Source organism: Streptomyces sp. NBC_01260 (genome assembly GCF_036226405.1).
Lineage (GTDB): Bacteria > Actinomycetota > Actinomycetes > Streptomycetales > Streptomycetaceae > Streptomyces > Streptomyces laculatispora.
The window spans coordinates 8,738,944-8,750,881 of the sequence record NZ_CP108464.1 but is presented as its reverse complement, the minus strand read 5'-3'; the positions used below and the strand labels follow the sequence as shown (position 1 = coordinate 8,750,881).

General features: G+C 71.6%; 10 protein-coding genes. 6 read left to right on the top strand and 4 right to left on the bottom strand.

Annotated features, from left to right (window positions below):
* Positions 1–46: 46 nt before the first annotated feature.
* Positions 47–916: an MHYT domain-containing protein gene (locus OG322_RS38990; RefSeq protein WP_123465660.1), complete on the bottom strand. Its 870-nt coding sequence runs from the start codon at positions 914–916 to the stop codon at positions 47–49.
* A gap of 160 nt (positions 917–1,076) precedes the next feature.
* Here OG322_RS38990 and OG322_RS38985 point away from each other — a divergent pair, with 160 nt between their 5' ends.
* The gene (locus tag OG322_RS38985; RefSeq protein WP_123465658.1) at positions 1,077–1,676 is read left to right on the top strand and encodes a class I SAM-dependent methyltransferase; all 600 of its coding nucleotides are present in this window, start codon (positions 1,077–1,079) and stop codon (positions 1,674–1,676) included.
* A 65-nt stretch (positions 1,677–1,741) separates the two neighbouring features.
* Here the strand turns inward: OG322_RS38985 and OG322_RS38980 are convergent, their stop codons facing one another.
* Complete coding sequence (locus OG322_RS38980) at positions 1,742–2,644, bottom strand: oxygenase MpaB family protein (RefSeq protein WP_124285983.1); 903 nt, start codon at positions 2,642–2,644, stop codon at positions 1,742–1,744.
* A gap of 167 nt (positions 2,645–2,811) precedes the next feature.
* Here OG322_RS38980 and OG322_RS38975 point away from each other — a divergent pair, with 167 nt between their 5' ends.
* Positions 2,812–3,111 (top strand): hypothetical protein, encoded by a 300-nt coding sequence (locus OG322_RS38975; protein ID WP_372446705.1) that lies wholly within the window; start codon positions 2,812–2,814, stop codon positions 3,109–3,111.
* A 97-nt stretch (positions 3,112–3,208) separates the two neighbouring features.
* Positions 3,209–4,204 carry a hypothetical protein gene (locus OG322_RS38970; protein WP_123465652.1) on the top strand — a complete coding sequence of 332 codons (996 nt, stop codon included), beginning with the start codon at positions 3,209–3,211 and terminating at the stop codon, positions 4,202–4,204.
* 185 nt (positions 4,205–4,389) lie between these two features.
* On the opposite strand, the gene OG322_RS38965 is transcribed toward OG322_RS38970, so the two are convergent.
* Positions 4,390–4,572, bottom strand: a complete 183-nt coding sequence (locus OG322_RS38965) for a hypothetical protein (protein ID WP_123465650.1) — start codon at positions 4,570–4,572, stop codon at positions 4,390–4,392.
* Positions 4,573–4,668: 96 nt separating this feature from the next.
* Complete coding sequence (locus OG322_RS38960) at positions 4,669–5,721, bottom strand: fatty acid desaturase family protein (RefSeq protein WP_123465648.1); 1,053 nt, start codon at positions 5,719–5,721, stop codon at positions 4,669–4,671.
* A gap of 255 nt (positions 5,722–5,976) precedes the next feature.
* Between OG322_RS38960 and OG322_RS38955 the strand changes: the two genes are divergently transcribed.
* From OG322_RS38955 to OG322_RS38945, 3 genes are all read left to right on the top strand, one after another.
* Positions 5,977–8,889: a DEAD/DEAH box helicase gene (locus OG322_RS38955; protein ID WP_329307629.1), complete on the top strand. Its 2,913-nt coding sequence runs from the start codon at positions 5,977–5,979 to the stop codon at positions 8,887–8,889.
* Positions 8,886–10,256 (top strand): SWF or SNF family helicase, encoded by a 1,371-nt coding sequence (locus tag OG322_RS38950; protein ID WP_124285981.1) that lies wholly within the window; start codon positions 8,886–8,888, stop codon positions 10,254–10,256. Before OG322_RS38955 ends, OG322_RS38950 begins: the two co-directional genes overlap by 4 nt.
* Before the next feature lie 147 nt (positions 10,257–10,403).
* Positions 10,404–11,753 carry an esterase-like activity of phytase family protein gene (locus tag OG322_RS38945; RefSeq protein ID WP_124285980.1) on the top strand — a complete coding sequence of 450 codons (1,350 nt, stop codon included), beginning with the start codon at positions 10,404–10,406 and terminating at the stop codon, positions 11,751–11,753.
* Positions 11,754–11,938 lie beyond the last annotated feature (185 nt).

Sequence of the window (11,938 nt, the reverse complement as noted above, 5' to 3'; positions counted from 1 at the left end):
CGGGTATGAGCTGGGTTCGGCGCTGTCGGGCGGGCCGGACCGTGCGTCAGGGGGTGCTTGCGGGTGAGTCGTCGGGGGTGCGGACCGCGCGCCGTGCGCGGATGTCCGGGCCTCGCCGGGCGGGTCCGGCCGCGGATGCGGGTTGTGTGCCGGCGGACGTCCCCGTGCGCTCGGCGGACACGTAGGCGGCGCGTTCACGGGCCGTCGGCGAGAGGGCCACGAATGCCGAGGTCAGAAAGAGGTAGGAGCCGAGACCGACGGCGAGCGGGAAGATGAACTGCATGGCCGTGGCCCCGTGGAGCTCGCTTCCCGAGGGCGCCACCCGCACCGTCACGGCGAGCATTCCGGTGTAGTGCATGCTGCTGACCGCCGCGCCCATGACGAGGGAGGCGAGGGCCACCGCACGCGGTGACTTGATGTTGAGCGCCGCCCACAGAGCCGCTGTCGCGGCGATCACCGCGATGACTACGGAGAGGACGACCCGCAGCGGGTCGTAGTGGATGGTGCCGTGCAGCCGCAGTGCCGTCATCCCCAGGTAGTGCATGCTGGCGACGCCGAGCCCGGTGGCGAAGCCGCCGAGCAGCAGCGCCCTGGTCCGGTCGCGGCTGTAGCCGACGGCGAGGACGCCACCGCCGACCACCACCATGGCGCCGAGCAGGCTGAGGAAGGTCAGCGGCGCGTCGTACCGGATGTCCGTCCCGTACACGCCGAAGCCGAGCATCGCCACGAAGTGCATGGTCCAGATGCCCGACCCGATGGCTGAGGCGGCCGTGATCAGCCAGTTGCGGCGCGAGCGCCCGGTCGTCTCCAGCGCGCGCACGGTGCAGCTGAGTCCGAGTGCGGAGCCGATGCAGGCCATCGCGTACGACAGCAGAGGTGTCAGCCAGCCGAAGGTGGCGTGGTCCAGGTGTCCCATGACTCGGGGACGCTAGTCGCGGTGAGGGCGCGTGCCCCGGGCCCATTCGAAAGCTGCCGGAATATGACAGAGAGGCGTTCCCGAACGATCACACCGTGGTCGAACATGCACCCCGATTCATGTCGTTTCGTTCGAGCGGTCATTGCGCGATCATGTCCGTATGGCCGATGACCACACGCAGGTCCAGGACTTCTTCACCGCCCGCGCCGCGGACTGGGACGCCCGCTTTCCCGACGACGGTCGGGCCTACGCCGCGGCGGTCCTTGCCCTCGGTCTGCGCGCGGGCGACGCCGTGCTCGACGCGGGATGCGGTACGGGACGGGCGCTGCCCGCCTTGCGGGCCGCGGTGGGCCCCCGGGGCACGGTGCTGGGCGCCGACCTCACCGCGGCCATGCTGGAGGCCGCGGCACACGCGGGCCGCGACCGCAGCGGGCTGCTGCTCCAGGCCGACGCCGCCCGGCTGCCGGTGCGGACGCGAGCGCTCGACGCGGTGTTCGCGGCCGGGCTGATCGCGCATCTGCCGCAACCGGAACGGGACCTGGCGGAGCTTGCGCGAGTGGTGCGGCCGGACGGGCTGCTGGCGCTGTTCCATCCCATCGGCAGGGCGGCACTGGCCGCGCGGCACGGCCGGACGCTCACCGACGACGATCTGCGGGCGGAGCCCAATCTCAGACCGCTGCTGGCCCGTTCGGGCTGGCGGCTGCATACGTACATCGACGAGAAGGACCGCTTTCTCGTCCTGGCCGGACGGATGGGCTGACACCCCTCGGATCGGTCGTCCGGGTCAGGACACAGCGGCCTCGCACACCGTGCCGACCCGGTCCCCTACTCGGCCGGGGCGTCCGGGCGAGTGAGGTGGCGGACCGGGCAGCCGCCCATGCCGGGCGTGGGGTGGGTGCCGAGTGCGGACACCTCGTAACCACCCGGGTAGCCCTTGATCTCCGGATTCTGGCGGGCGTAGTGCGGGGTGGTGCGCGGCGGCAGCAGACGCACCGCGCGAGCCCTCAGGCGCAGGGCGCCCCGGGTGAGGCCTCGTGCCACCGGGCCCGGACGCCCGTAACGGAAGGCCCGCAGCAGCGAGTCGTCGAGGAGTGCGAGGCTCGCACCGCGCACGACCCGTGCCAGGGGGCGCGGGTACCAGGAGGCCATCAGCGCCAGCGTGGCGTCCGACACCTCTCGCGCTCCCTCGTCCCAGCCGAAGTGCTCGTTCTCGTACGCGTCGAGGGTGCGCTCGAAGTCCTCGTACGTGTGCGGCAGGTCCTTGATACCCATGTGGGCGCCCAGGGTCCGGTAGTAGGCGGCGCAGGCCCGCAGCTCGTGCCCGGACAGCCGGCGCCATCCATAGGCGTCGAGCCACCGCTTCGGGGTGACGACGAAGGTGCACAGCACATAGCGCATGTCGTCGTTGGTGATGTCGTAGCTGCGGTGCATCCCGTTGATCCGGCGGATCGCCGCACGCCCCGGGTCGCTGTCGAAACCGTGCTCGACCACGGCGTCCAGGAGCAGCGCGGTGTCGTCGTACCTCTTCTGCGAACGGTCCGTCAGCTCCGCAGTCCCGGCGAGGAGCCGGCCGATGCTCGGGACGGCATACGTCCGGTACAGGGCGAGTTCGAGAGCGCGGGTGATGTCCCAGGGAAATTCGTAGGTGGCCGTGATCCGGTAGATTTCCAGAAAGTCCCGCTCCGGATCGAGGCGTTGGATGTCCTTCAGCCGGTCGTAGCGCTTCACCGCACCGCCCTCTCTTCGTCCAGGTCGAGTGTCCAACCCTATGTCTGCGGGCAGACCCTGAGTACGCGCGGAGCACGGGCCGGCATACACGCGCGGTACGTCCCCTCGCGCGGGCACGACACCTGTCGGCAGATACGTATCCAGGAAAGGCGGTCCCCATGACCGACATGTTCGGCATACTCCGCAGAGCCGTGAACCCCGGCCGCAAGGGCGGCCGGCCCGGCGTTCCCACCAGAGCCCCGGAGCGTCGTCAGCACAACCTGTTCGATGCGGCGGCCACCTTCGTCGCGGCGTCGGTGGAGGACGACCAGGACCGGATGGACGAGGCGAGCGGCTGGGTGTCGCCGGAGGCGCTCTCCTTCGGCGTCGGAGAGCTGGCCTGCCGGGCGGTCATCGCGCTCGCCCGTGAACGCGACGAATCACCCGAAGCGGTGGCCCGTACGCTGCTCGGCCTGGCCGACGAGTAGGAGCCCCGTCCCACGGCGCACCGGAGCGTGGTGTTCTGCCTTGTCAGGGCCTCGACGAGTGGGTTACCCACTGGTTAAGGTGCGCCGACGGAAAACCATGACGGATGAGGAGGGTGCAGTGACCGGGACGGACAACACAGTCGCCGACGACGACGCACTGTATGTGCTGACTGCGGTCCTGCTGACCCCCGCGCAGTTCCCGAGCGTTCTCGGCGACGACTACCCGGCGGCGTGCGCGGCGCTCGGCCTCGAACCCTACGCCGAGGGGTACGGCCTGGTCATGGGCCAGGACGGCGACGGGGCCAGGTGGACCGTCGTCGTCGATGACGTCTCCCTGGTGGCCGTGGCGATAGCGTCGTGGGACTGCGGCATGGAGTACGACCTGTCGCCCGACGACCGCACGGTGGTCTGCGCGCTCCCCGGCTGGCCGCTCGCCGTGGCGGTCGCCGCGCCGGGTGTGGCCGCCCCGCACGACCCGGCCCCGGATCCGGAGGCGGACGGCGAGGATACGCCGCCGCTGGCTCCGCCGGACACCGATGTGTGGGGCCCGGCCCAGCGTCGCCTCGGCGCGGACGCGATCGCATTGCAGTGGGCGGTCTGGCGCGAACAGATCGACGACAAGACCGCGTTCGCGTCGCGGCCGGGCGACGGAGGCGCGGACGGGGCCGCTGCGGACGGTGATACCTCGGGGCCGAACGGGGGGACCGGGACGGATGCCGGTTCCGGCGTAGGCGGGGCGGATGCGGATGCCGGTTCCGGCGCCGCGAAGGACAGCAGTGCCGCACAGCGCGAGGGTGCCGCGGAGCGCAGCGCCCCCTCCGGCACGCATCCCGGTGTCCGGCGGGCCCTGGCCGAGGCCCATGCCTATGTCGACGCCCCGCCGCCGCCCGGCCGGGTCCGTTCCTCCTTCGCCTCCGGGGACGCCCGGACGATCCGTGCCGACGGCCCCGGCTGGTCCATGGTGGCCCGGACCGACGACATCGCCTTCCTGCTGCTGGACGAGGTTCCGGGCGAGATACTGCCGGTCGGGCGCGGCAGGGAACTGCCCGGTCTGCTCAAGGCATTGGACGCGCTGGCGGTACGGCCCTCCTGAGGCGCCCGGCCCCCTTGGCGCCCGCCCGGCACGGTCACGGCCGGTGGGGCGCGGGATCTCTGGATCCCGGGCCCCACCGGCCGTCGTCGGGTTCAAGGGCGAACGCCGTCACGCCTACGTGCGAACCGCCGCGGATTGGGCGAGGGCCTGGCCGGCCCTTGAGCCGTGCTCGGCCGTTGGCCCGCTCAGCGGCCGATCTCCTTACGCGTGATCCTGCGGAGCCTGCGCCGCTGGCTGGGATCGAGTACCAGGTAGGCGATCGCGGGGACTCCGATGAGCACCAGCAGTGACAGCCAGAACCCGATGAACGGCATCAGGACGACTGCGACGACAACTCCCCCGATGGCGATCTTTGCGCTGTTCGACATCGTCCACGCCTCCTTCGCGGCCAGTGGCCGCTCCTGCTATGAGAACGCCTGTGCGTACCCATCGGTTCCAGCCTGCCCCGAACCCGTCGGGAACGGTTACCTGAGCGGCGCGCCGACCTCGTGCATGTGGTCGAGGGCCTGGCGGTAGGACTCGATGAGTCCGGTCTCCGCGTACGGCATGCCGAGCTCCTCGCAGTGGGCCTTGACCAGGGGCTGAGCCAGCCGCAGGTGCGGGCGGGGCATGCTAGGGAAGAGGTGGTGCTCGATCTGGTAGTTGAGCCCGCCGAGGAACCAGTCGGTGAGGAAGGCGCCCCGTACGTTGCGTGAGGTGAGGACCTGGCGCTGCAGGTGGCCCCAGCGGTCGCCGTCGGGGTCGGGCATCTCCATGCCCTTGTGGTTCGGGGCGAAGGCCATGCCCAGGTGCAGGCCGAAGAGCGCGTGGTGCACGAGCGCGAAGACGACGGCCTTTCCGGGCGACATCACGGTGAGCAGCAGTGTGGCGTAGAGGCCTAGGTGGGCGACCAGGAGCAGGGCGGAAAGGACGCGCTCACGGGCGGGCTGCTGACGCAGGTACTGGAAGCCGGAGATCTTCAGGGCGATGCCTTCCAGGAGCAGCATCGGGAAGAACAGCCGGGCCTGGTTGCGGGTGAGCCAGCGGGCGAAGCCCTCGCGCTGTGCGGCCTGCTTCTGGGTCCAGACGAGGGCGCCGACGCCGACGTCCGGGTCCTTGTCCACATGGTTGGGGTTGGCGTGGTGACGTACGTGCTTGTCGTTCCACCACGCTTCGTTCATGCCGAGGAGCAGATTGGCGTGCACCAGGCCGATGGCCCGGCTCGCCCGGCGGTCACCGGATATCTGGGCGTGTCCGGCGTCGTGCCCGACGAACGCGGTGCGGGACCAGAAGATGGCGAGGGGCAGAGCGAGGAGCAGGGTCCACCACGTGTTGCCGAGGAGGACCATTCCCGTGAGCACGGCGCCCAGGGCGATCAGATTGGCGGCGATGCCTGCCGCGTACCAACCGGTGCGGCGTTCGAGGAGTCCCTGCCCCTTGACGGCCCGCAGCAGTGGCGCGAAGTCACTTCCTGTACTTCCGGCACTTCCGGCACTGTCACGGGTTCGTTCCGCGACGGTGGTTGCGGCCTGAGGCATGATGTCTCCGGTCTTGAATGGGTGCGCTGACCTGATGAAACGTACGGGTCGCAGATGTATAGCAGCCATGGAGCCACCACCCGAGGTTTCCTGGTGCCAACCCCCTCATTCCGGAGGGGGGCTGGCTACACCTGGCCGACATAGCGGACTCAGGTGTGATTTGAATCATGTGGCGACTAGCCCCGCCGCCGGATGCGATGGAGTACCCTCGGCGACCTCAGCCCACTAGTCAAATTTGAGGAATCTGACATCGCTGTGCACAGCCTCCACGCAGCAACGCTCTCCGAGATCTCCGCACTCGCCGGCTGTTCCGTGGTGTTCCTGCCCGCGGATCCCTCCCGGACCGGACGCGTCGCCTTCTGGTGCCCAGACGGTAGCAGTCCGCCCGATGCTCCCGGGACCGTCGAGGGCCTGACCGTGACCGGCTCCGACGCTCAGCCGTACGAAGTGCCGGCGCGACTGCTCCCCGTGCGGGACGCCCTGCCGGTACTGACCCGCGCACGGGCCTCGGCACACGCCTCGCCGACGGCCTCCTTCTGGGGTGCGGCGGGGCTGCTGGCCCTTCAGCTCACCGCGCGTGGGCTGTTGTTGCCGGGGCTGAGCGCCACGGATCACGACGTGTGGCGGGCCGGACCGCTCACCGCGGACGATCAGGACCGGATCCGCGGCCTAGCCGCTTCCATGCCGCCAAGTGCCCATGCGGTACCGCTCGATGCCACGGCGGAACTCCTGCTGCTGCCCGAACCGGAGTGGCTGGTAAGGGCGTTCCTCGACGCGGTCGCCGACGGCCTGCCGCGCACACCCGCGGCGGCCCTCGCCACCGGCGGCCCGGCGTTCGCCGCGGACGCTCCGCAGCGGCTGCCGGATCAGCGGGCCTGGGTCGCCGATGTCGCGGCCGGGCACGACGCGGGCGTACGGCTCTCGCTGCGCGTGGAGGTGTCCGGACTCGACCGGACCTACGAGGCGTCCGAGGGACAGCTGTCCGGACCCTCCTTCCGTGTGGTCCCGCAGATCCACAGCGTCAGCGACCCCACCCTGGTCACGGATGCCGCCAAGGTCTGGACGGGCAACGGACCGGCCGCCGCCGCCCTCGGGCCGAAGGCCCGGATGGACGCCCTGCTGCTGCTGCGCCGGGCCGCCCGCGCCTGGCCGCCCCTGATCCCCCTGCTGTCGGCGGCCGTGCCGGACGCCCTGGAACCGGCCGACGAGGAGATCGCCGAACTGCTCGGCCCCGCCGCGCGGGCCCTGGCCGCCACGGGCGTGCAGGTGCACTGGCCCAGGGAGCTGGCCCGCAAGCTCACGGCGTGCGCGGTGATCGGCCCGCCCGACGACGAGGACGGCGGGGGCGGGCCGGCCGATTACCGAGGGCCCCTGCGTACCGCGTCGGACACCTCACCGCTCCTGTCCGCGGACTCCCTGCTCGCGTTCGACTGGCGGTTCGCGCTCGGTGACCAGCAGCTCAGCCGCGCCGAGCTCGACCGGCTGGCCGAGGCGGGCCGGCCGCTGGTGCGGCTGCGCGACCAGTGGGTGCTGATCGATCCCGACGAAGCGCGTCGCGCCCAGAAGACCCAGGACCGCAAGGTCACTCCGATCGACGCGCTCGGAGCGGTGCTGACCGGCTCCACCGAGGCCGACGGCCGCCGGGTCGAGGTCCGGGCGACCGGCTGGCTGGAGGCCCTGCGGCAGCGGGTCGCCGATCCGGAGTCCCGGCAGGCGCAAGGCGAGCAGCCGGCGCTCGGTCAGCCGGCGGCGCTCACCGCGACGTTGCGCGACTACCAGCTCCGTGGCCTGAACTGGCTGCACACGATGACCTCGCTCGGACTCGGCGGCTGTCTCGCCGACGACATGGGGCTCGGCAAGACCATCACCCTGATCGCGCTGCATCTGCACCGGCAGACCATCGAATCGGCCGCGGGCCCCACCCTGGTGGTCTGCCCGACCTCCCTGATGGGCAACTGGCAGCGGGAGATCGAGAAGTTCGCGCCGGGCACCGCGGTGCGCCGCTTCCACGGCGGCTCACGAAGCCTGGAGGACCTGGCGGACGGCGAGTTCGTCCTCACCACGTACGGGACGATGCGGCTGGACACCGCGAAGCTCGCGGCCACCCGGTGGGGCATGGTCGTCGCCGATGAGGCGCAGCACGTGAAGAACCCGTACTCGGCAACGGCGAAACAGCTGCGCACGATCGGCGCACAGGCCCGGGTGGCCCTCACCGGCACCCCCGTGGAGAACAACCTCTCCGAACTGTGGGCGATCCTCGACTGGACGACCCCGGGCCTGCTCGGCCGGCTCGGCACCTTCCGCACCCGGTACGCGCGAGCGGTGGAGGGCGGCAGCGACCCCGCGGCGGCCGAGCGGCTCGGCGCGCTGGTGCGTCCGTTCCTGCTGCGCCGGCGCAAGTCCGATCCTGGCATCGCTCCGGAGCTGCCGCCGAAGACCGAGACGGACCGCGCGGTCTCCCTGACGGCCGAGCAGACGGGCCTGTACGAGGCGGTGGTACGGGAGACCCTGGCGGCGATCTCCGCCGCCGACGGCATCGCCCGTCGGGGCCTGGTGGTGAAGCTGCTGACCGCGCTCAAACAGATCTGCAACCATCCGGCGCAGTACCTCAAGGAGGACGAGCCGCAGATCGCCGGCCGTTCGGGAAAGGTGGAGCTGCTCGACGAGCTGCTGGACACCATTCTCGCGGAGGGCTCGGCCGTCCTGGTGTTCACCCAGTACGTGCAGATGGCTCGGCTCCTGGAACGGCATCTGGCGGCGCGCGGGGTCCGCACTCAGTTCCTGCACGGCGGCACTGCGGTCGCCGCGCGGGAGTCGATGGTGAACCGTTTCCAGGCGGGCGAGGCTCCGGTCTTCCTGCTGTCGCTCAAGGCGGCCGGGACCGGGCTCAACCTCACCAGGGCGGGCCATGTGGTGCACTTCGACCGCTGGTGGAACCCGGCGGTCGAGGCCCAGGCGACCGACCGCGCGTACCGCATCGGGCAGACCCAGCCGGTGCAGGTGCACCGGCTGATCGCCGAGGGCACCATCGAGGACCGGATCGCCGACATGCTGGCCCGCAAACAGGGGCTCGCGGACGCGGTCCTCGGTTCCGGCGAGAGCGCCCTGACCGAGCTCAGCGATGCGGAACTGGCCGACCTGGTGGAGCTGCGAGGGGGCACACGATGAGCGACGGATACGAGCGCGACACATACGAGCCCGACGGGTACGACGGCGACGAGCAGGACGACACGGAGCCCTCGGCGCCCGAGCAGGAACGCACCTTCGCCGCACTGCCGCCTCCGAGCGGCCGCGGCTTCGCGGAGTCCTGGTGGGGACGGGCATGGCTGAAGGCGCTGGAGGACACCGCGCTGGACGGCCAGCAGCTCAAGAAGGGGCGCCGGCTCGCCCGTGAGGGCCGGGTCGGTGTCGTGTCCGTACGGCCGGGCCGGCTCACCGCCGTGGTCCAGGACCGGGATGCGGGCGCGTACCGCAGCGACGTGCTGCTCCAGGAGCTGAGCGAGGAGGAGTGGGACCGGTTCCTGGACATGGCGGCCGACCGGGCCGGGCACATCGCGGCACTGCTCGACCGCGACATGCCGCCGCATCTGGTCGAGGACGCAGCCGCGGCAGGCGTGGAGCTGCTGCCGGCCATCGGTGACCTCGATCCGGAGTGCACCTGCGAGGCCTGGGACCACTGTCCGCACACCGCCGCCCTCTGCTATCAGGTGGCGCGGCTGCTGGACCAGGACCCGTTCATCCTGCTGCTGATGCGGGGACGCGGCGAGCGCCGGCTGCTCGACGAACTCCAGGTGCGAATCACCGCCCGCGCCGCGGGGCACGAAGCGTCCGGGCCCGCCGAAGCCTCCTCCGCGGGGTCCGGGGGCCGGAGTGTGCGCGGGGTCCCGGCAGCGCAGGCCCACGTGGCGGGCGGCGCCCTCCCCCCGCTGCCCCCTCCCCCGGTGCTTCCCGCCGAGGCCGGTGTGTCCCCCTCGCTGGACACGGAGACCGACCCGGAGCCCGGTGTGGACCCGACGGCGCTGGAGATGCTGGCGACGGACAGCGCGGCGCGTGCTCACCGGATGCTCGCGGACGCGCTGGCCCCGGGCCACGAACTGCGGCCGGTACCAGTCGGGCTGACACCGGAACAGGACGCGGTGCGGCTGGCCGCGGACGCACGTCCCGAGCCATGGATCGCGACCCGGCTGGCGACCGGGTCGGGGCGCGGACCGGCCGCTCTGCGGGTCGCGGTCCGCGCCTGGCAGTACGGCGGCACCGCGGCGCTCTCCGTGCTCGACGAGCAGTGGACACCGGATGCGGCATCGCTGGCCCATGCCAGGTCGCAGCTCGCCGTCGCCTGGGAGGAGGACGAGGCGCCCCGGCTGCGGGCCGAGCACAACCGCTGGACGTCGGTGGACGACGCGGTCCAGCTGCGCTACGGACGGGACGGGCGCTGGTATCCGTACCGCAAGGAGAGCGGGCGGTGGATCCCGGCCGGCCCCTGCGACGACGATCCGGCGGCGGCCCTGGCCGGCGCGGGCCAGGCCGAGGCCTGACGGCAGCTCATCGGCGGGCGGGGGCCGCGCCCCGCCCGCCATCGCGTTCCGCCCGGTAGTTCAGCTCGATGTCACCGGGCGTTGAGGAGCGGGGCGGAGCCTGACGCCCGTCAGGCTCCATTGTTTCCCTGCTCCTCAGGAGGCCCCATGCCCAAGCGTGTTGTCCGTCGATCCCTTGCCGTCGGGCTGCCCCTCGCCCTGCTCGGCACGGTGTGTGTGGCAGGAACCGCGTCCGGCGCGCAGGACCGGCACGAGCGCCCCGAGCACACCGCCCGCGTCACCGGGAGTGCTGTACTCGGTGACATCCCGCTGGCAGGGTTCAGCAACGGGCTGCTGCCCGGTACGGTCGCGGACGACCGGGGGGTCATGCTCGGCGGGATCGGCAGCGATATCTACCCCGCCGGCCGGAAGGGCGATTTCTGGACAGTCACCGACCGTGGCCCCAACGGCCAGATCAAGGTCGACGGGTCGAAGCGCCGAACATTCCCGGTTGCCGGATTCGACCCGGCGATCGTCAAGGTGCGGGTGAGCGGCAAGCGCCTCAAGGTGCTCCGGTCCATCCCGCTCACCACCCGTTCGGGCGCCCCCGTCACCGGTCTGCCGAACCAGCGCGGCCGCGACGAGGCCCCGTACTCCTACGACGCGGGGACACCGCTCGCGTACAACGCGAACGGTCTGGACACCGAGGGCATCGTCCGTGCGGCGGACGGCTCGTTCTGGCTGGTCGACGAGTACGGTCCGTCGCTGGTGCACGTCTCCGACCGGGGCCGGGTGCTGGCCCGGTACGTTCCCGAGGGCCTGGGACTCAAGGGCGCGGACTATCCCGTGGTGGAGGCGCTGCCGCGGGTGCTGCTGCACCGCAAGACCAACCGCGGCTTCGAGGGCCTTGCCCTCCTGCCGGGCGGCGACCTGGTGCTCGCCGTGCAGAGCCCCCTCTCGCTGCCCGACCAGGACGCGGGCGAGGCCTCGCGCAACGTACGGCTGCTGCGCTTCTCGACGAGGAAGCACGCGGTCACGGCGGAGTACGCCTATCGCTTCGACGCGGTCGGTGTCGTGGATCCGGGCGAGGACGACACGTCAGAGCTGAAGGTCTCCTCGGTCGTGGCGATCGGGCGGAACGAACTCCTGGTCGAGGAACGCACCGACCGGACGGCCCGGCTGCACCGGGTGACGCTCCCCCGCGGCGCCGGCATTCTCGGCACCGTCTGGGACAGCCCGGCCGCCTCGCCGTCGTACGAGCAGCTCACCGACCCGGCGGCGTCGGGCGTCCCCGTACTGCGCAAGAGCCTGGTCGTCGACCTGGGCAGGGTCGCCGGTGTGCCCGGCAAGATCGAGGGGGTGGCGGTGACGGGCCGGGACAGTCTCGCCCTCATCAACGACAACGACTTCGGGATGACCGACGGTGCTGAGGCGTTCGACGCCGACGGCCGGCTGGTCGACTCCGGGATCGAGACATCGGTGACGCTGCTGAAGCTGCCGCGCCCGCTGACCCGTTGACATTCCCGCTGATCCGCTGATCCGCTGATCCGCCGACTGTCCTGCATGCCTATGAGCGCCTTCGCGTTCCTCTGAGTGCCGGGGCCGCCGTCCCCGACCGGAGACCGGGAAGCCGGACAACCACCACCGTCCCGGCTCCCCGGTCTCCGTAGCGTGTCCGAACAGCTCCTGCACGAGAGCGATTT

Coding starts and splice junctions, on each gene's coding strand:
- OG322_RS38975 (WP_372446705.1), top strand. CDS start 2,812: ATGTTCGGCATACTCCGCAGAGCCGTGAACCCCGGCCGCAAGGGCGGC.
- OG322_RS38985 (WP_123465658.1), top strand. CDS start 1,077: ATGGCCGATGACCACACGCAGGTCCAGGACTTCTTCACCGCCCGCGCC.
- OG322_RS38970 (WP_123465652.1), top strand. CDS start 3,209: ATGACGGATGAGGAGGGTGCAGTGACCGGGACGGACAACACAGTCGCC.
- OG322_RS38960 (WP_123465648.1), bottom strand. CDS start 5,721: ATGCCTCAGGCCGCAACCACCGTCGCGGAACGAACCCGTGACAGTGCC.
- OG322_RS38990 (WP_123465660.1), bottom strand. CDS start 916: ATGGGACACCTGGACCACGCCACCTTCGGCTGGCTGACACCTCTGCTG.
- OG322_RS38965 (WP_123465650.1), bottom strand. CDS start 4,572: ATGTCGAACAGCGCAAAGATCGCCATCGGGGGAGTTGTCGTCGCAGTC.
- OG322_RS38945 (WP_124285980.1), top strand. CDS start 10,404: ATGCCCAAGCGTGTTGTCCGTCGATCCCTTGCCGTCGGGCTGCCCCTC.
- OG322_RS38950 (WP_124285981.1), top strand. CDS start 8,886: ATGAGCGACGGATACGAGCGCGACACATACGAGCCCGACGGGTACGAC.